This is a genomic window from Dyadobacter pollutisoli (assembly GCF_026625565.1).
GTDB classification, from domain to species: Bacteria; Bacteroidota; Bacteroidia; order Cytophagales; family Spirosomataceae; genus Dyadobacter; species Dyadobacter pollutisoli.
The window spans coordinates 5,053,003-5,073,328 of sequence record NZ_CP112998.1 but is presented as its reverse complement, the minus strand read 5'-3'; the positions used below and the strand labels follow the sequence as shown (position 1 = coordinate 5,073,328).

The 20,326-nt window shown below is 46.6% G+C and carries 18 protein-coding genes; 15 read left to right on the top strand and 3 right to left on the bottom strand.

Translation table 11 applies throughout. The features are described 5' to 3' along the window. Positions 1-6 precede the first annotated feature (6 nt). Positions 7-432, bottom strand: a complete 426-nt coding sequence (locus tag ON006_RS20635; protein WP_244823751.1) for a hypothetical protein — start codon at positions 430-432, stop codon at positions 7-9. Positions 433-1,309: 877 nt separating this feature from the next. Between ON006_RS20635 and ON006_RS20630 the strand changes: the two genes are divergently transcribed. The 15 genes from ON006_RS20630 to ON006_RS20560 all read left to right on the top strand — a co-directional run bounded on the left by ON006_RS20630 (position 1,310) and on the right by ON006_RS20560 (position 18,180). Further along, positions 1,310-1,864, top strand: coding sequence for a hypothetical protein (locus tag ON006_RS20630; RefSeq protein ID WP_244823750.1), 555 nt, complete (start codon positions 1,310-1,312; stop codon positions 1,862-1,864). Positions 1,865-1,997: 133 nt separating this feature from the next. After that, complete coding sequence (locus ON006_RS20625; RefSeq protein WP_244823749.1) at positions 1,998-2,555, top strand: carboxymuconolactone decarboxylase family protein; 558 nt, start codon at positions 1,998-2,000, stop codon at positions 2,553-2,555. A 29-nt stretch (positions 2,556-2,584) separates the two neighbouring features. Continuing rightward, entirely contained in the window at positions 2,585-3,157 is a 573-nt protein-coding gene (locus tag ON006_RS20620; protein WP_244823748.1) for a carboxymuconolactone decarboxylase family protein, read from the top strand. Between the two features lie 17 nt (positions 3,158-3,174). Next, a complete protein-coding gene (locus tag ON006_RS20615; RefSeq protein WP_244823747.1) occupies positions 3,175-5,946 on the top strand; it encodes a TonB-dependent receptor in 2,772 nt (923 codons plus the stop codon). A gap of 14 nt (positions 5,947-5,960) precedes the next feature. Next, a complete protein-coding gene (locus tag ON006_RS20610; RefSeq protein WP_244823746.1) occupies positions 5,961-7,178 on the top strand; it encodes an MFS transporter in 1,218 nt (405 codons plus the stop codon). A 101-nt stretch (positions 7,179-7,279) separates the two neighbouring features. Further along, positions 7,280-8,422, top strand: coding sequence for a DUF3179 domain-containing (seleno)protein (locus ON006_RS20605; RefSeq protein ID WP_244823745.1), 1,143 nt, complete (start codon positions 7,280-7,282; stop codon positions 8,420-8,422). A 26-nt stretch (positions 8,423-8,448) separates the two neighbouring features. Then, on the top strand, positions 8,449-10,674 hold the full coding sequence (locus tag ON006_RS20600; protein ID WP_244823744.1) for a TonB-dependent receptor family protein: 2,226 nt from the start codon (positions 8,449-8,451) through the stop codon (positions 10,672-10,674). A gap of 220 nt (positions 10,675-10,894) precedes the next feature. After that, the gene (locus ON006_RS20595; RefSeq protein WP_244823743.1) at positions 10,895-11,461 is read left to right on the top strand and encodes an RNA polymerase sigma factor; all 567 of its coding nucleotides are present in this window, start codon (positions 10,895-10,897) and stop codon (positions 11,459-11,461) included. Between the two features lie 7 nt (positions 11,462-11,468). After that, positions 11,469-12,167, top strand: coding sequence for an anti-sigma factor family protein (locus tag ON006_RS20590; RefSeq protein ID WP_244823742.1), 699 nt, complete (start codon positions 11,469-11,471; stop codon positions 12,165-12,167). A 22-nt stretch (positions 12,168-12,189) separates the two neighbouring features. Continuing rightward, positions 12,190-12,759 (top strand): FHA domain-containing protein, encoded by a 570-nt coding sequence (locus ON006_RS20585; protein ID WP_244823741.1) that lies wholly within the window; start codon positions 12,190-12,192, stop codon positions 12,757-12,759. Between the two features lie 103 nt (positions 12,760-12,862). Then, on the top strand, positions 12,863-13,618 hold the full coding sequence (locus ON006_RS20580) for a hypothetical protein (protein WP_244823740.1): 756 nt from the start codon (positions 12,863-12,865) through the stop codon (positions 13,616-13,618). Between the two features lie 28 nt (positions 13,619-13,646). Then, positions 13,647-14,222, top strand: coding sequence for an FHA domain-containing protein (locus ON006_RS20575; protein ID WP_244823739.1), 576 nt, complete (start codon positions 13,647-13,649; stop codon positions 14,220-14,222). A 7-nt stretch (positions 14,223-14,229) separates the two neighbouring features. Continuing rightward, on the top strand, positions 14,230-15,270 hold the full coding sequence (locus ON006_RS20570) for a PP2C family protein-serine/threonine phosphatase (protein WP_244823738.1): 1,041 nt from the start codon (positions 14,230-14,232) through the stop codon (positions 15,268-15,270). 53 nt (positions 15,271-15,323) lie between these two features. Further along, positions 15,324-17,255 carry a serine/threonine-protein kinase gene (locus ON006_RS20565; RefSeq protein WP_244823737.1) on the top strand — a complete coding sequence of 644 codons (1,932 nt, stop codon included), beginning with the start codon at positions 15,324-15,326 and terminating at the stop codon, positions 17,253-17,255. 46 nt (positions 17,256-17,301) lie between these two features. After that, complete coding sequence (locus ON006_RS20560) at positions 17,302-18,180, top strand: caspase family protein (protein WP_244823736.1); 879 nt, start codon at positions 17,302-17,304, stop codon at positions 18,178-18,180. A gap of 2 nt (positions 18,181-18,182) precedes the next feature. On the opposite strand, the gene ON006_RS20555 is transcribed toward ON006_RS20560, so the two are convergent. Next, entirely contained in the window at positions 18,183-19,784 is a 1,602-nt protein-coding gene (locus ON006_RS20555; protein ID WP_244823735.1) for a hypothetical protein, read from the bottom strand. Beyond that, positions 19,768-20,301 carry an RNA polymerase sigma factor gene (locus ON006_RS20550; protein WP_244823734.1) on the bottom strand — a complete coding sequence of 178 codons (534 nt, stop codon included), beginning with the start codon at positions 20,299-20,301 and terminating at the stop codon, positions 19,768-19,770. The genes ON006_RS20555 and ON006_RS20550 overlap by 17 nt, the downstream gene beginning before the upstream one ends. Between the last annotated feature and the right edge of the window lie 25 nt (positions 20,302-20,326).

The window sequence follows — 20,326 nt, the reverse complement described above, 5'->3', positions numbered from 1 at the left end:
GATTTATTATTTTATTTTTTCAATTTTGTCTATACTTATCGAAAGCAATGGAGTGGCCACTAGCCTGGGATTTTTGACATCAGAAAGTACTTTACCTGAAACCCGATAGCGATATATTACACCTTGGGCAGTATCAATTTCGGGAACAAAGCCTTGTATTTTATCCAAAGAGCTTTCACAAATATCCAAAAGATTTGATTTTGCATTATTACTGCCGGTTGGATATCCGGTAGTGACCCTTATGGCCCAATTAGAGAATTGTGGAGGCCCCATCAATAATGCGGGCTCATCCATAATATATTCCACATACTCATTATATTCTGGGTGACAGCAGGATGCATCCTTGCATTCAGGATCCGGCTTGTTCTTGTCACAGCTAAAAGCGGCAAGAAAGAAAAGGGCGATAACCCAGGGTATTGTTCGTCGTTTCATGGTTTGTTGATTTTTTATAATTAATTATCCGAAACATACAAAACCGTTTAGTCAAATAAACTATTTGTAATAGGTGACTTATTTAAAGGTAGTGGTTGGAAGCGATCAAACGTATTACGTTATACGCGATTGGATGTAACCAGGTTGCGATGAGATCTTAATGAAGATTTCATATGTTTCGGAAGGTCTATTATTTTATTGTTTCAATTTTGTCAATGTATAGTGTAAGTACTGGCAGGTGTACAATCTTTTCACCTGCCCAGTCCAATAACTTACCCGAAACCCGATATGGAAACGAATCAGGATCGTTTTGATCACCATAGGTTAGTGGGAGTCCTTCAATTCTGTAAATTGAGTTTTCGCATATTGCCGAGCGATTGGCTAAATATCTTCCGTCAGAATTACTTGGGAAATCTCTGGAAAAGCGGAGTGCGTATTTGGAGAAATATGGAGGGCCGGATAGTGCCACAGGCTCGTCAACTAGATATTCTACATATTCATTCAAATCAGGACTGCAACAGGATGCATCCTTGCATTCCGGATCAGGTTTGTTCTTCTCACAGCTAAAAGCGGCAAGAAAAAAAAAGGGCAATAGCCCATGGGATTATTCGTCGTTTCATAGTTTGTTGATTTTTTATAATTAATTATCGGAAACATACAAAACCGTTTAATCAAATAAAACTATTTGTAGTATGAGACTTATTAAACGGTAATGGTTTGAAGTGATGAAACGTATGCAGTTATACGCAGTTAGATGTGACTGGGTCATGAATGAGGTATTAAGCCTAACACTGAAATATTTAAACCACAATTCCCCATATTTATACAGCTTTTTATACATTTGCATAATTCAGGCTAAAATTTCAATATTTTCACATTGCGCAGGATTTTATCCATATTGCTTCTTGGGCTGCTGCTTTACAACATGGTGGGCTACTCCGTAGTTTATCTGTCGGAAGAGAAGCAGACGGTGAGTGCTGTGGGTAAGGATTTCATTCAGCAATCGAGCGGAACGGAAGATATTGTGATTAAAGTGCCTGTGGCTGTTCCTTATCAGAATAACTGGGAAGCACCGCAGCCCGCGCAAGGCTTGATCGAGCACGAAGGCCGCTTCTACCAAATGAAAAGTCAGCAACTCGTGAATGACACGCTGATCGTCCGTTGTGAATACGACCAGAGTGCGCGCGAAAGGTTCAGTGACCTGGCTTCTAAAATCAATGATCAGGTGACCGGAAATAATAACGCACCTGAAAAAGACACGCATTCTCTGATTTTGAAGAACTTTCTTAAAGAATACATGGCGCAGGACCGTAAGCATGTTTTTTACGTGCTGGAATGGACCGCCGCAAATGACATTCATTTTCCTTCCGTTAATTCAGTTTTGCCCGAAACGCATACTGCTATTCCATCTCCGCCGCCCAATTTGGCTTAGTCAATTCTCTTTTCTTTTCTCGTGACCATCATCATGTGTTTGCACATGAGGCTATTTGTGCTTCATTTTTATAACGTATGTATTGGGTCGGGAAAGAATCAAAAAAATTACTAACAGATATTCTTTCCAAAAAATGGCGCATATAGCATTACCCGATGAGTCACTTCCGGGAATTGTAGGATTGTTCAACTTCCGGCCTGAGACTGCGGCACCTTTACAATTGCTGGCAGAAACCTTGCTGAGAGGCGAATCTCCATTGACCAGCGGTGAACGCGAACTGATCGCAGCTTACGTTTCGCATTTAAACGATTGCCATTTCTGTCACACTTCCCACGCGTCTGCCGCGATGGCGCACCTCGAATGCGACCTTGCCCTGATCGATGACATCAAGAAGGGCTTTCGGGAAATAGCCGTTACTCCCAAACTGCGGGCCTTGCTTAACATCGCTGCCAAAGTGCAGAAAAGTGGCAAACAGGTAACAGACGAGGACGTGGCAGCTGCACGCGCAGAAGGTGCAGACGATCAGGAAATTCATGATACCGTGCTGATTGCAGCCGCTTTCTGTATGTTCGACCGCTATGTGGACGGACTCGGAACCTGGGCTCCGCAAGACCATGAGGCATATCGTGAAATGGGTCAGCGTATGGCATTTACCGGTTATGTGAGATATCCCGTGGAGACGACAGTTTAACAGGTGACTTTTTAAAAACGAACAATCAAATGCCACATATACCATTGCCTGGGCACTTGCCGGGCATTACCGGTTTGCTGGAATATAGCAAGCATACTGCGCAGCCCATCCGTGTGCTGACCCAGTTTTTGCTAAGGGGCGAATCGACGCTGACGCCTGGTGAGCGCGAGCTGATCGCTACCATCGTGTCGCATAATAATGAATGCCGGTTTTGTACGGCGGCGCATACCGCGACTGCGGATTTGCTGCTTGGAAATACCGAAACCTGCGAAATCATGAAGCAGGACATTGACGCTGCACCCGTGAGTGACAAAATGAAAGCGCTGCTCAAAATCGCTAAACAAGTTCAGGTTAGCGGCAGGGCGGTGACGCCCGAAGCCATTGCGGAAGCAAAAGTCAATGGCGCTACTGACCTGGAAATTCATGATACTGTACTTATTGCTGCCCTGTTTTGCTTATACAACCGCTATGTAGACGGTATGGCGACCGTTGCGCCTGCCAATCCTGAATTTTATCAAGGCCTTGGTCAGAGGTTAGTCGATAACGGCTACAACCGTCTGGCCAATGGTTACGATCATTTGAAACAAAATCAACCTTCCTAAGTATTTGAACTCGTTATATGAAAAAATATCTACCCTGTCTCTATTTAATGCTTTGTATGTGCTTCACGCAGATAGCTGTAGCGCAGACGACTAAAATTTCCGGCCATATCTATGACCAGGATTCACAAAAACCGGTTTCAGGGGTTTCCATTTCGGTAAAAGGAAAAAATACCGGTACGATCACGAATTCCGAAGGCTTTTTTGAATTAAAATCATCACTACCCGCAACATTGGTTATTTCGCTGATCGGTTACGCCCGTCAGGAAACAGAAGTGGCTTCTGCGGAAAACCTTCGTATTAATCTGGTACCCGCTATTGAGGAACTAAACCAGGTGGTAATATCGGCTTCGCGGGTGGAAGAAAATATTTTGCGCTCGCCGGTTAGCATTGAAAAAATGGACTCCCGTGCTGTTCAGCAGACTCCTTCCGCGAACTACTACGACGGATTGGTGAATATGAAGTCGCTGGATATGGTGACTAGCAGCCTTACTTATAAACAAATCAACACGAGAGGATTTAACACGACCGGTAACAGCCGCTTTTTGCAACTGGTAGACGGTGTGGATAACCAGCCGTCGGGTTTGGGTTTTGCGATGGGCAATCTTTTCGGTCCTCATGATATTGATGTGGAAAGTGCCGAGCTGATCCCGGGAGCTGCCTCAGCATTGTACGGCCCGATCGCTTTTAACGGAATGCTTAATACACGCACTAAAAATCCATTTGAATACCAGGGCCTGAGCGCTCAGACTAAATTTGGGATCAACCATATTGGTGACGGTACCGACCTTGGTGCGAAACCATTGTACGATGTTGCCGTTCGGTATGCCAAAGCATTCAATAATAGGCTGGCTTTCAAAGTGAATGCGTCGTATTTGAAAGGTACTGACTGGTATGCCAATGATTACACCGACATTGACCCTAATACTCCTGCTGGCAATCGCGGACCTAACAACCCCGGCAAAAATCAGCTGAACATTTACGGTGACGAAGTGGCTCAAACACTTCCTAACATTGGCCGCGTGTCACGCACAGGATATGAAGAAAAGGACCTTGCGACTTACGGTGTGTATAGCCTGAAACTAAGTGGCGCGCTGCATTATCGCATTACTGACAAACTGGAAGCGATTTATCAGGGAAATTATAATCAGGGAACGGCGCAGTACACAGGTAGCAATCGTTTTGTGATCAATGATTTCAAATTTGTACAGCATAAACTGGAATTGAAAGGCAGCAATTTTTACGTGCGTGCCTATACCAATCATGAGTATTCCACCAATTCTTACAATACCCGAGCTTTGGGCCAGCAGATTAACCGTACCTGGGTTCAGGATCTGACCGGTAAGACAGTAACACCGGACAAGGCGGATGCGACCTGGTTTGAAAGATATGCAGCCGCTTACAATGGCATAGTGGCTGGTGTGACGCAACAGGATCACACGGTAGCACGGTCATTTGCCGACGCGGGTAGGATTTTGCCGGGATCTGATGCTTACAATACTGCCAAAGACCGGTTGATACAAACCCGCGGCCTGGCAGGAGCGGGGATATTGAGCCAATGCAGCCTGCGCCACATTGAAGGTATGTACGATTTCAGCCCAATTTTGAAGGTGGTCAACTTTCAGGTGGGTGGCAATTATCGGAAATACTATCTCAATACCGGAGGGACGCTTTTTGACGATAAAGACAAAAACCTGACTAACGGAGAATACGGATTTTTTGCACAAGCTTCCAAATCATTGTGGAAAGATCACCTGAAACTGACCGTCTCTGGCAGGTACGATAAGAACGAAAACTTTGACGGGCGATTCACGCCGCGTGCTTCCGCTGTATTTTCTCCGACAGAAAATCATCATTTCCGCGCTTCCTACCAGACAGGATTTCGTAACCCTACTATTGGTGACCAATACATTAAGCTGAACGTGGGGCCGATCATCATTCTGGGAGGAGCTCCGGTGAATTCACAAGGCCTGAATGCTTATGAAAACTCAGTTACGATCGCGTCGTTCTCACAATTTGCCAGCGCATTCGGTGCTGACATGCAGAGGGGCACACCATTTCCACAGGCGGTTGCGAACAACAAAGACAAACTCGTAAAGTCGAATGTGCCCTATATCAAATCAGAAAAAGTTAAGAGTTATGAAATTGGTTACAAAGGCTTGATCAGCAAGAAGGTATTGGTGGACGTAAATTACTATTTCAGCCAGTACACCGATTTTATGATCAATACCGTAGTGGCCCGTGCGAAATCAAACATTCTATTAGCAGATGGATCGGTCAACCCTGCCGCTGCCGCCGAGCTTTTGGGAGCTGACAGACAGTTATTCCAGTTATATACGAATGCTGCCGACAAAGTTTCCATTCAAGGTGTCAGCGCAGGCGTTACCTACTCCCTGCCTAAAAATTACAAGCTGAATGTCAATACGACCTTCATTGATTTCAATATCAAAAACGCAGATCCTAACAACATTCCGGCTTTTAACACGCCGAAATGGAAAACGAATGTCATGTTCGGCAATGCAAAACTGACTGACAAGCTTGGCTTTAATGTAGCATGGCACTGGCAGAGCTCTTTCGACTGGTACGGAACATTTACGGAAATGCGCCCTGGAAAAGTACAGGCTTACAACCTGGTGGATGCGCAGGTTAGCTACCGCATACCAAGCCTGAAAACGATTGTCAAAATAGGCGGTTCGAACATTACCAATAAATACATTGTGCAGGCATACGGCTCCCCGGCAGTTGGAGGGCTGTATTATGTGAGTCTCAATTTTGATCAATTATTCAGATAATCAGCTTCGAAACCATGGAGACTTTGGAATTAACCAATGTAGAAGCAAAAAGCGTGAGCGGAAAATGGCTCGCGTTTGCACTGTGCGTGGTAAGCTATACGCTGAGCGGGACCGTATCGACACTGATGTCGGTGTACCTGCCTGTCGCGATTCCCGAGCTGAAAGGTGGGGCATTGTCCCAGGCACAGCTAGGCGACATAGGTGCTTACGTGAGCGCAGTTTACCTGTACGGCTGGATGTGCGGCGGATTGCTTTTCGGAGTGATCAGTGATCGCATTGGCCGGGTGAGATCACTGGCATTGGTGACTGCATTGTATGGTATTGGTACTTGCCTGGTCACCATCGTGCCGGATTGGTACACATTACTGGCCTTTCGTTTCATAACCGGAATGGGTGTTGGCGGCGTGCTCCTGATCGCAACGGTTTACATTTCCGAAATTTGGGAGGAGCGTAGCAGGGCCGTCATACTCGGTATCCTGGCCGTATGCTTTCCCGTGGGAATAGTGACAACAGGAAGCCTCAACCTGATCTTTTCAAACTGGCGCACAGCTTTCGGTATCGGCGTCATTCCGGTAATTGCGGCATTGCTTATTTTTCTGCTCGCACCGGAATCGGACAAATGGAAGCATACCAAAACCATGAAAGACAATGGCGAAGGGATTTTTTATAAAACAAACAGAGTAAACCTGATCACAGGATCTATCATTTTCGGATCGGTACTGATTGGACTTTGGGGAATATTCTCCTGGCTGCCCACGTGGGTGCAAACATTGCTCGCCACCGGACAGGACGGACAAAAAGAGCGCGGGCTGATCATGATCCTGTTGGGTGTGGGCGGTATTACCGGCGGCGTATTCTCGGGAATGCTGATCAACAAGTTTGGCAAGAAAACAACATTGATGGCCACATTTGCCACTTGCCTCATCATGTGTTGTGTGCTGTTTATTACCAACAGTAGTTTTTCCAATATTATTTACATCGAAACCGCAATGTTGTCTTTCTGTTTCGGGATCAGCCAGGGAGCATTGTCAAGCTATATCCCTGAATTGTTTCCGGTGAATATCAGAGGTACTGCCACTGGTTTTTGTTTCAATGTCGGCCGGTTTTTTACGGCGACGGCGGTCTTTTTTATTGGTTCCATGGTGAGTGTGTTGGGAGGGTTCGGTAATGCCTTGCTGGTATTTACAGTCCCGTTTTTGGTGGCATTCATTGTAACATCAGGGAGCAAATGATTTTTTGAAGTGCATTATCATAGGTTAATATATTAGGCAAACGGATTTGCCACATGGCGAATCCGTTTCTTTTTTATTGACTATAAAAACGTGATCTGTTTATGAGAAAAATATTCTACTTCGGTATCATTGGTATCATCCTGTATGAAATCGCGAAAGTGTATTTCATTATGCCTATGCCGGGCAGCCAGCAGATGAACAGCATTGACATTGCTCATTTTTTGCATACCTGGCGCTGGGCCTTCCGGATCGTCTTTTGGGCAATGATCCTGATCGGTACGGTATCGGTATTGAAAGGAAAAATGAAATGGATTCCTGCATTGCTTTTTTTACTCGCGGCGGGCATTACCTACGCCACCAACTACGAAATGGCGGCCGATACCATGTTTTATCAACCCAATGAAGTAATTACCAACGGCGCGCCCGCTAACAAGGTGAAAACCGACCGCCTCATTATCGGAGTGGAATCCAATGGAGAGGCCAAAGCATATCCGATCCAGTTTATCGGCTACCATCATCAGGTGCGCGACGTGCTCGGTGGTACGCCTATCATGGTAACATACTGCACCGTTTGTCGCACAGGTCGTGTTTTTGAACCCGCGGTGAGTGGTAAGCCTGAAACTTTCAGGCTGGTAGGTATGGATCATTTCAATGCCATGTTTGAAGACGAAACAACGGGCAGCTGGTGGAGACAAGCCAATGGTGAAGCCATCGCAGGCCCATTGAAAGGACAAATGCTGCCGGAAATGGCCAGTACGCAAACGTCCCTGTCGCAATGGCTGAAACTACATCCCGACAGCAAGATCATGCAGCCAGATCCGATTTATCAAGCCAAATATGATTCCATGAGCCGCTACGAAAGCGGGAAGGGGAAATCCACATTGACCAAGACAGACACTGTTTCCTGGAAAGATAAATCGTGGGTAGTAGGCATCCAGGCTGGCAAAGCAAGCAAAGCATTTGACTGGAACCGCTTGAAAAAGGACCGGGTCATTAATGATAAAGTCGGCAATTTGCCTGTCGTGCTGGTTATTTCCTCTGATAATCAAAGCTTTTTTGCCTTTGATAAATCAGCCAATATGCATGATGTGTCAGTAAGAAACGACACACTTTTCGCGGATGGTTCCTCATTCAACCTGCTCGGAAGGCGAATATCGGGTACCGGGGCCGACCTCAAAAGGATCAATGCTTACCAGGAGTTCTGGCATAGCTGGCGTACTTTTCACCCCGATACACAGATGTAAGGAAATCTACTAATAAACATATATAAATGAAAACCACCTTTACATTTCCACTCCTCGTTATTTTATTGTCAGTCACCTTTTTACCCAATGCGTTTGCCCAAACTGAAAAGAAGGAAAAGCAGAGTGACGAAAAAATCCTTGATCTGGACGAAGTAACGATTGAGGAACGCAAGAATGTCATCAGGACGGAGCGCCTGCCGGACGTTCACAATACCTACATTTTGGCAGGTAAAAAAAGTGAAACCATACAAATGGCCGGTGTAAACGGCAATATCACCGAGAAAACCGGCAGGCAGATCTTTGCAAAAATACCAGGCGTGTTCGTCTATGACATGGACGGCAGCGGCAACCAGGTCAATATTTCTACACGTGGCTTAGACCCGCACAGATCCTGGGAGTACAACATTCGCCAGAATGGTGTGATCACGAATTCCGATATGTACGGCTATCCGGCCAGTCATTACAGCCCGGCCATGGAATCCATCGAAAGGATCGAGCTGGTACGAGGCACTTCGTCTTTACAATATGGTGCGCAGTTTGGCGGAATGATCAACTATGTGACCAAAGGCCCGGACACAACCAGCGCATTCAGTTTTGAGAGCATCAATTCCGGCGGCTCATTCGGTTTGTTCAGTTCTTACAATGCAATAGGCGGCAAGGTAGGAAAGCTGACCTACTCGGCCTATTATCAGAAAAGACATTCAAACGGATATCGTAAAAATGCCAAATCTGACGCGGAATCGCAGTTTGTGAGCCTGACCTATGAGTTTAATCAATCACTAAAAATCAAAGCTGAACTAGGTAGGTCATCGTACGTGTACCAAATCCCAGGCCCGCTGACTGATGCAATGTTCGCGGCCGACCCACGGCAGTCGACGCGGTCACGTAATTATTTCAATCCTGATATTTATGTTCCATCCATTGTTCTGGACTGGAAGATCAGCCCGGCGACACATTTAAAATTTACGAATTCGGGTGTTTACGGGGCAAGAAATAGCGTGATGTTCGACGCATTCGCGAATGTTGCGGACACCATTAATCCGGCAACAAACTCGTACAAAGCACGGCAGGTGGACATTGATAATTTCAAAAGCTTCACGTCCGAGCTACGGGTAATGCATGAGTATCAGGTGGCTGGCGTGCGGAACATTGTGGCGGGAGGAGTACAGTATATGCACAACAAATTGCGCCGCAGGCAACTGGGCAAAGGCACCACTGGCAGCGATTTTGATCTGACGCTCACCGATCCGGCATTTGGCAGGGATATGTACCTGAAAACAGGGAATGTGGCCCTGTTTCTCGAAAATATGATTTTCATTACGCCAAAGCTGACCGTATCACCTGGAATACGCATTGAAAGTGGCTCGACGGATATGACGGGTACCATCAGTTACTACGACCCGAAGAACCTTCCTAACCGGATCAAGCATAAATTTCCTTTACTGGGAATCAGCAGCCAATACCACATTAATGAGAACAGTCGCGCCTACGCAGGGTTTTCGCAGGCCTACCGACCGGTGGTGTTCAAGGATATCATTCCGGGATCGGTGCTGGAAAGAGTGGATAAAAATCTCAAAGATGCATACGGTTATAACCTGGAAGCGGGCGTAAACGGAAGTATCGGGGACGCCCTCAGATACGATATCGGCGTGTTCCAGGTGATGATCAATCACCGGATGGGGACGGTATCGATGCGCGACGAAAACAATACCGCATATCTTTTAAGAACCGTAACCGGCGACAGCAGGACGCGGGGCGTGGAGGCATACCTGGAATACACAGCTTTCAAAGCTTACAATAACACCACACCTACCGAGCTGTCCTTTTTTACGTCCACCTCGTACTTTGATGCCGAGTATGTCAAAGGCAATGCAGTGGTGAACAATGAAAACAAAAGCGTAGCCGGAAACAAAGTGGAAGGCGTACCGACCTGGATCTCGCGGAACGGTGCCCAGTTTCTGTACAAAAAGCTGTTTGTAACGTGCCAGTACAGCTACGTCAGTTCCAATTTTGCGAATCCGCTCAATACCGTCGAACCTTCGGCGAATGGTACCATTGGCAAAGTACCGGGCTACGGCCTGCTGGACCTGAATGCTACGCTGCACATTTCCAAAAGCTACACATTGCGGGTGGGCGTCAACAACATTACCGACAAACAATACTTCACCAAACGCCCGACCATGTACCCCGGCGCAGGTGTATGGAGCTCGGACGGGCGCAGTTTTAATGTGTCATTTGGTATAAAAATATAATCCGGGCTTTGTGAAATAGCGGAACGAGGTATTGAAATACACCGTCCGTCCGGCAAACATTGTCGGACGGCACATAAAGGATAGTTTGATATAAACGGTTGTTTTGTAACCATAATTTATATCAGATTATCCTTTAATTATTTTGTAATCAGAAGATTACGTATAACAAAAAAATATTTTAAATTCGAAGTGACATTTCCCTCGTCTTAGCGACCTACCTATGATAACTGAGATCGGTTCTCCGGATTTTCCATTGATTCAGGCCATCAAAAATGGTAATGAAAAAGCCCTCGGACTTTTTTACAAGGAGAACTTTGGAAAGATCCTGCATCTGGTGCTCAAAAACAGTGGTAGTAATGACGACGCCCAGGATGTGTACCAGGAATCGATGATGGAAGTGGTGTTGCAGATCAGAAAAGACAAGCTGGACCAACTGACCAGCAAGCTTTCGACTTACCTCTATTCCATTTGCTATTACAAATGGATCGACCGTTTGCGGCAAAGGGGGAAGATGGTCGCGTCGGGGTTTGATGAGGAACTGGAAGCGGCTGTACTGGAAGATGACGACACTTCGCCTTATATGCCAGCATTGGAAAAAGTGTTGGGGCAGATCGGTGAAAAATGTATGATGCTTTTACAGGCTTTTTACTACGATAAACTGTCGATGTCGCAGATCGCGGCAAAGCTTGGGTTTGCGGACGACAATTCTGCCAAAAGCCAGAAAAACAAATGCATGGACAAAGCCCGCTTTTTGGGCAAAAATGTTTTGAAACAACTTTACAGTTGACCTGATCATGGAAAATGAAAGTAAGACCGAACTCATAGACCGCTACCTGGACCAGGAATTAAGCGACGGTGAAAAGCATTCATTTGAAAAAGACATGTCAGAAGACTCCGGACTGAGACTGGAAGTACAGGCACAGGAAGCAGTCCGTAACCTGATCAGAAGCAAGGCGGAGAAAGACTCTTTGAAAAAACTCTTCAATACTTTTCATGCTGAATGGAACGACGATGACTCAGAAGAGGAAAATGTCAGGGAATTGGTTGGGGGAGATCAGGAGAAAAAGAATGTAAAAAAAGTCAGCTGGGGAAACTGGTCTTATTTGGCCGTAGCGGCCTCGGTAGCCATTATGATCATTGGTACCTGGTCAGTCTTGAAAGAAAAAGACAGCATTGGCGACCGGGTGGAAGTACGGGTAAAAGGCGGCTCAGAGACATTCAGGATACCAATGCTGACTTGGAAAGTGGTGGATTTTAAACCGGTTTTGCAGAGCAACCAACCGATGGATGTTACCATTATCCGAAGCAAGCAGTACGACTTTCATTACCGGTTCACGAATGTTTTGGAATTATACTCCGGCACGCTCACCGAAAAAACGCAGAAGATCAGCATTGAATACGATCTCGACAAGCAATCCTATTTGCTGAGGATAGGCAGCAAAAGCTACCCGATACGGAAAACAGACGAGATCACGCCATTGATTCAGCCCTGATCAATTTTTACCTCCTTTTATCATGAAACCGCAAAAATTACGCATTGGCCGAAAGCCGGATAATGACATTGTGGTGGACGATCCCAGCGTCAGCGGCTATCACGCCCTGGCGACATTGGGAGACGGTAATTCGGCGATACTGGAAGACAACGACTCGTCGAATGGTACTTACGTCGACGGCGTGCGCATCAGAAAGACGCAGTTTACGACCGGAAGCAAGATTATTTTAGGTAAAATCCCTTTTGATCCCGGCAAAATCTTCCGGTTTGATAAGAAGCCCGACGACTTTATTCATGAGTTTTCAGAGCTGCATCCGGTGTGGCTGGTGCTTGAAAAAGAGCGCGTAGACCTCATTGAAATACAGAAAAAAATGGACGTGCTACTGGCCATTCCATACATTGGCAGGCTGATCATTTTGCTGATGAACAGGCACTATGATCTGGAAAACAGGCGCGTGAAATGGAAGGAGAACATGAGACGGCAGTGGAATTGTCCGGGATGCCAGCAGCCGCTGCGCGATTATGATTGGCTGACCTGGAATGATTGCGAACACCTTAAAAAGTGCCCCAAATGCAAGGTGAAATGGTTTTGAAATTTTTTTAGAAAAAAAAAGTGACCTTTTACACCCCTTCACGATAAAGTTTCAGAACGGTCAGGAAGACTGGTTCTTTCACAAACTTTAAAAATTCGAAATCATGTCAGAGCAAACAGAAATGATCGAAGAAGGCAGCGAGTTGGTACCCGTGCCTGCCGCCGCCAAAAAAGCAAAAAGCAAAGTGGGTACAGCCGTAGCAGCCGGATTGGCAGTGGGAGCAGGGGCGATAGCTTACGACTCTTATGCGGAGGAAATGCCCAAAAGAGACGATTCAAACACGCCCGGTCTGGTAGACACAGAAAAAGCAGACAGCACAGCCAGCAATGTTCCTGCTGACTCTGCACAGAATCATCCGGTACAGGATACAGCGGCAACTACGCAACCGGTGGTAGCGCTGATACCGGATCATATCAATGTGGTGAATGCACCGGACGAAATGAGTTTTGGAGAGGCCTTTGCATGGTCCCGCGAGAAAGCTGGTCCGGGTCAGCTTTTTGAATGGCACGGGGAATTGTACCATACCTGCCATGCCAATGAGTACGCGACGCTTCCCAATGAAGTGAAGGACTTGTTCGGGGATATTTGGGTTTTCAATGAAATGGGTGGTCTTGATGTGCCGCAGGAAGGTGCCATGACGGTTGTGGACATTATCGACGAAACCAGCTCGGAAGAGCAGCATGCTACGAACGAAACCGTGACTGATACCACGGAACATGTGGCGACAGATGAAACGGTTACACAACCCGACAGCGTGAGCATGGACACGGATAGCTATGACATTGTGTACACGGCGGAGGACTTCGATAACGACTTCGAGGGGACGGACGAGTGGGTGAACCCTGAGGATATCGCATAAGCCTTCACTTTTTAAATCCGGTAGCAGTATGATTGTCGTTTGTCCATCGTGCCAGGCACGCCTCAGGGTCAATGAAAAGGCATTATCTCCTCAGAACCCATTGATTTCCTGCGTCCGATGCCACGCCCCGATCAAAATAGACCTGCCTGTTGCAGCGCGCACAGCCTCGGAGGAGTCCACATTCGTTTTCGAACCGGCCGAGGTGGGCTGGATCGTAGTGCATGACGAATTCACAGAATCCCAGACATTACCGCTTAAACCAGGTGTCCAGGTGATCGGCAGGTTTTCGGTCAGCAAGCCCTGCGAGGTCATGATCCGCTCGGAAGACCGTTTCATGAGCCGCCATCACCTGGTGGTAGAGGCGGTCAAAAGCAAGGAAGGGAGTTACAAGTACTGGGTCTCGGATCACCCTGATTGTACCAACCCAACATTCATCGATACCTACCCGCTCAAACGCGGGACTACATTGGAGCTCGTGGATGGGGTAGTAATGCAATTGGGAAAAACAAAAGTGACCCTGAAAACAGCAGCCGCTGCGGGAACAGCCCGAAAGGCAACTGAAACGGTACTGAACACGGATTTTGCCAAAACCGTACTTTTCTGATGATCTTATGAAAATTCAAACAGGACCTCCGCTGGCCATTCACGGGCTGGGGAAACGGGCCAATAATGAAGATAACCTCTACCCGGCCCTGGGAAGCGCGACTTCCAAAGACACGCTTTTTATGGTATGCGACGGGGTAGGAGGCAGTGAAAAAGGCGAGATAGCCAGCGACATTGCGTGCAAAGCCATTGCTGATTATTACCAGAAAAACAGGATTGCAGTCAGCGATACATTAACCGTGGAAAATGCTGTGGCTTTTGCCAGGGCTGAAATGGAACGGTACTGTACCGATAATCCCGATTCGCGGGGAATGGCTACTACGCTCACTTTTTTGCACCTGCACGAGCATGGCGCGACCATCGCACACGTGGGCGACAGCCGTGTATATCATGTACGCGACGGCCAGATTGTGTGGTGTACCAAAGACCACAGTTACGTCAATGACCTCGTGAAGGCGGGGGTGATCACGGAGGCGGAAGCACGCACGCACCCGCGTCGTAATGTGATCATGCGGGCGTTGCAGGCGGAGGATAAGGATGTGAAGGCCGATGTGCACCACATTAAGGAACCGGAATCAGGGGACTATTTTTTCCTGTGTTCGGACGGGGTGCTGGAAAGTCTCGATGATGATGAGCTCGCGTCCATGTTCAGCGCGAACATTTCGGATGAGGCGAGGATGGAGCATATCCGAAAGCGTTGCGAGACATTCAGTCAGGATAATTTTACGGCGTACCTGGTACCGATCAGGACTGTGGAAATGCTGACGGTAGAGCTTCTTCCGGCAGAGGAAATTGCTGCGAATGTTAAAACAGTAAAAGCGGATCCCGCGGCGAAGGAAAAGACATCCAACATTAATCTGTGGCTGCTGGTAGCATTAATTATCATATCAACCGGCGTGTTTTTGCTTCGAAAAAGGACACCGGAATTAAAACCCGCAAAACCTACAACGGAACAAGTTAAGGCACAAAAGGACACGCTTATACCATTGCACGCAGCTGTTCCGACGAAGCAACGTTTGAAAGCGAAAAAAAATAAAAAAGCACAGTGACCTTTCTGCGCCCTCTTCGATAAAGGTTCAAAAGAACTATAAAATTCAAGATCATGACTTACGAGGAATTTTTAAAACGATATGAGTTTGATACTCAGGACCAGAAAGCGCTGCTGGGTGCAGGAGGTTTTGGCTCGGTTTATAAAGCTTTCGATACAGTTCAGAAGCGTTTTGTGGCGATCAAAGTAGCTGAGGTAAAGCATGAAAAATTTAACCTGCTTTACGAAAAACAGATCGTCGACGAGCTGGATTCGCATGAAAATGTAGCCAGGTACGGTAACTGTTACCGGTTTCAGTTTATGCCTGTACGTTATGACTTTGCTGTTCTTAATTTCTTTCAGGAGGGCAATCTGGCCGATGTTTTGAAAAAATACGCCCTAACTATTGCACAAAAACAGCAGATCCTGGAAGGTATCCTCAAAGGCGTGGGACATCTGCACAAGCACCACATCATTCACCGTGATATGAAGCCGCAAAATGTGCTGATGGACAAACAGGGCGACAATTGGATTCCCAAAGTGACCGATTTCGGGCTGAGTAAACTGGCGGATACCAACACCCGGTCGGTAGAAAATTCGTCCATTGGCCTGTCCATTGCCTATGCCGCACCGGAGCAGATCCAGAACCGGGAGATCCGGCATAATGTGGATCTGTGGGCGGTGGGGATCATTGCTTACCAAATGTTCGTCGGTGACCTGCCTTTTGACGCAGCCAGGTCGATGAGCCAGGAGAGCTGGAACCTGGAAGTGAGCAAGCTCATCGTAAAAGGCAAAGTTTCGGACAAAATCAGCCAGATCCCTGAACCTTTCAGAACGATTATTAAAAAATGCCTGCTGCCCGACAATACCAAACGCGTTCAGAAAGCGGAAGAGTTGCTGGCGATACTGGGCCCGTCAGTATCTCAAAATACTCAGAAAAGACCTGCCGATGAGGAAAATACAATCCGCATGGACGAACCTTTTTCCAATTTAAAAGAACTGACCGGGAGAGCTGACGGGTACTATAAATTGGCCGAAAGCAAGTCAGGGTTTGAAAAGGAACAAGCGCTCAGGGACGCTGTAAAAGTGTACCAGGAGATTCTACGGGTTGATCCTTCTAACAGACATGCAAATGAGAGGATTGAAAGCTGCAAGCAATTGTTAAGTCAAAAAGCGGCTATTCAGCTTCCGTCTAAAAAAATGGTACTACTCGCTGCTTCGGCCATTTTTGGAATTGGTCTTCTTTATTTTTTCTATTGGAAATACAATGCAAAAAAGGAATTGACCTGGGCAAAATCGGCCTTTTTCTCCAAAATCCTGCCAGCAGATTCTTTACAGACTTACCAGCAGATCTATCAGGTTTTAGACAAATACGCGGGTACATTGGCGATGGACGATACCACTAATAACCTGCTCGGAACATTTTATCAATGGGGCCGGGGTGGAGCGATTGGCTCGTATGAAAAAGCAATGGACTACTATGAAAGGGCTGATGACTATGAATGGGCCAAGTACAATATTGCCTGCCTGCATTTCAATGGTAAAGGAACGCGCAAGAATTTTGAGACGGCACTGGAATATTTTGAAGATGCCTATGACCAGAAACAGCTTGTCGGCGCCGCAGAATGCCTGGGATATATTTACGAGGAGGGCGGCTACGGCGTAACCCGTGACTATGCCCTTGCCAAAAACTGGTATGAAAAAGCAGTCGCCGCCAATTCCAGCTACGCACAGTTTGAACTAGGCAGAATGTACCAAATGGGCCTGGGTATGCCGGTAAATGAAAGCCGTGCGAAATACTATTATGGCCAGGCTGCAGCACAGGGAAACTGGAATGCGCAACAGTCGCTGAATAGTATGAACAGCCGGAGAAACAGTGCCTACACCGCTTCCGTAAGCCCTTTTCAATCTACTGCGAAACCCAAATCGACCAGACCAAAGAGCAATGCAGGAGCATTCTGGGAAAAAGTCGGCAGCGAGCTGTTCAAGCAGGCTGCACGCAAATAATTCTCTTCATAACGATCCAATTTCACCTTTTTGAAAAAACATTACAATGAAAAATATAGCTAATGTTCTGATTTTCCTGGTAGTAGCCGGCGGGATATATTTCGGGTACAAATGGATGAAAGGGTTTAAATCATCCGGAACCAAGGGCGAAACCTACGCCGTGGTAGTAGGTATTTCCGATTATCTCAATGGTGTCGATGCCCAGTCCGCAACGCAGGGCCAGCTGAACGACCTCCGGTTTTGTGACGACGACGCACACATTTTTTATGATTTTCTAAAAAGCCCCGCCGGGGGTTCGGTACCGGAAGAAAACATTGCCCTGCTGATCGATAATCAGGCTGGCAAGGCTGAAATTCTGAGACAGCTCGACGCAGTTTTTGCCAAGTCGGGACCAGATGACCGGGTGATATTTTACTTCGCGGGTCACGGCGCCAATGGGTTTTTTGCTACTTATGACATTGATCTCAATAACCTGAATACCAGCCTGCAACACAGGGAAGTCAAAGAAGCATTCAAAAAATGCAGGGCAAAAACCCGCCTTTGCTTCGCCGACGCCTGTATGTCCGGAAGTATGAAAAACCGGCAAAGAGAGGTTACCAGGCAAGACGAACGAATGCTTTCAGTGCGTTCATTTGAAGATCCTGAGTCAGGGCTGGTGGTTTTAATGGCGGCACGCTCGTACCAGTCGGCCGGTGAAAATCCGAAAATTTTACACGGATATTTTACCAAATTCCTCGTCGACGGCTTGCAGGGACAGGCTGACAAAAACAAAGACGAGCTGGTGACGATCAAGGAAGCCTACGATTATCTGTATCTCAATCTAGCCTCTTTACCCAAATATGGCCCGGAAGACAAAGGCCAAATTCCGGTTATTTTCGGAAAGTATGATGAAAATATGCCGGTGTCGTGGTTGAAATCGGCCTGAAATCACCGAACCATAATCCTTAAATAAACCTGCCCATTCAATGCTCGTACTGGATTTTCAGCGGAGCGTGAGATATTTGAAATAGGCAAAGTCACATTAAACCCAGCCTGAATGCGTCCCTGCCAAACAGCCGGACGAACAGCCAGCCCCGCTTTCAACGCAAAGAAACCGGGGTTGAGGTATGACCGCAAGTCACCGGATTTTTTGACGGTTTCCAATGGTCCCTGCAAAATGTTACCAAACCTGTTTTCAGTTTCTTTTCGGATCAAGGCACTGGAAAAAGTGCTGTACGAAAGTCCCGCATTCAACAAAAGTGGACCGATGACCTGGTACTGATACTGCAATGTGAAGTTCATACCACTGGCCTTGATCAGATTGGTATTCTTGTAAATTTTGGCCGAGTCATTGCCCGCGATAGTGTCCGAAAGCTGTTGAACCCTTTTGTTATTACCGAAATAAGGCTGGTATGGTGAAAAGATGAATGACAATGTATGGTTTGTCCACTTTTTGGAGATAACGATACCCGGAATAAGCAGGCGGGCTGGTCGACTAACGCTATCGATGCCGGTAAAAAGATAAGCGGTCCGCTGTAATGGTGAGTTCAGGTTCCATTCCAATCCGAAATGAACGGGTAAGTTCCTGGTCTTTTTATTTTCAGCAGCTCGTGCCGGGGCGGAAGTTTTGGGAGCGTTTATTTTTTTACTCAAATCTGCATTGAATGCTTTGTATTGAAATGGGAGGGATTGTAGGCTGTGAGTCAGATTTTTACGTACTGGTTGAATGTTGACAGGTGCATTCGGTGAGCCAGGTACATTGTATTCCTTGGCCAGACCGGAAGCGACATCATTATTGCCAGTACTGCCGCTACCGCGACCAGCATTGCTTTCAGCACCACCATTACCAATTCCGCTACTTGTAGCACCGCTTGCCTTACCCGATCTGAACGAATTTAACGCTCTATTTTGACCATTGTCACTTGAATGAATGACCGCCGCATTACCGGATTGCGGTTTTAAGTCTGGCTTCTTATTTACATTTGAAATCCTTTTTTCATGGCTAGGAGATGCATTGACGTGCTTATTGTTGATTGTAACAGCTTCTTCATTTGCTAGGTTAGTGCGATCATTTGTTGGAACCGCCTGGCTTTCTTCTGAGACCAAATGATCATTGTCGTCAGCTTTATTTGCTATCTCGTATTTTTCTTCTCCTTGGCTTGGCTGGGCATTACCTTTTTTTGATTCTGGTATGCGGTATTCGTCGATTGCATTCTCTGGTTTTACCTCACTGAATTTTAGAGTATCATTTGATCGGTTTTCTTTTTTCGCCCGGCTCGCAATGGTTTTCAAATCCGGGCTGAAAATAACAAGTAGCGATATCGAAATGCCTCCCAGTGCGGTCAAAAGCGGCCATTTGAACTGCGAGACGTATTTCGCGAGCTTGCCTGCCACACTTTGAGGAGTACCCACGGAATTCGGAAACAGCATACCATTCATTTGCGCCCATGCGTCATCCGCCGGGATTTCCGGTTCCGGCAGCGCATCACGGAGATACTTGTTGATATGGTTGTCTTTCCTTTTCACGATTTCCTCAGAGGGATTTTTCAAAAATGATTTTAAGTTTGGCCCGGCTTTCACTCAGATGCCACTTTACAGTGCCTTCACTGATTCCCAATGCCCCTACAATTTCCTTGATCGAGAACCCGTCCAGGTAATATAGCCCGCATATTCTGCGCGTCGCGACGGGTAATTTCAAAAGGTATAGATGGATATCTCCACCTGAAAGTTGTTCAAAAGGGTTTTCTGCGGACTCAAAACCCATGTAATCCTGTATTTCAACGTAATCAAAATGTTGTGTTTTGCGGTCTCTGAGTAATGTCAGCGCAGCATTTCTGACGGTTGTGTACATCCAGTTAAAAAATTCACCTCTGGCCGGATCGTATTGATCGATATTTTGAAAAACGCGGAGCATACCGTTGTTGATCGCGGTGAGGATATCGTGTTTTTCTTCAAAAAAGTTTTTACATAAAGCAAACAGTACCGGGTAAAATTGGCGGTACAATTTTTCCTGACTCTGGCGTTCTTTGCGCCGGCAACCCGCTAATATCTGGTCTAAATTATCCAAGCTTTTACTTTAACGTAGTTAGCCG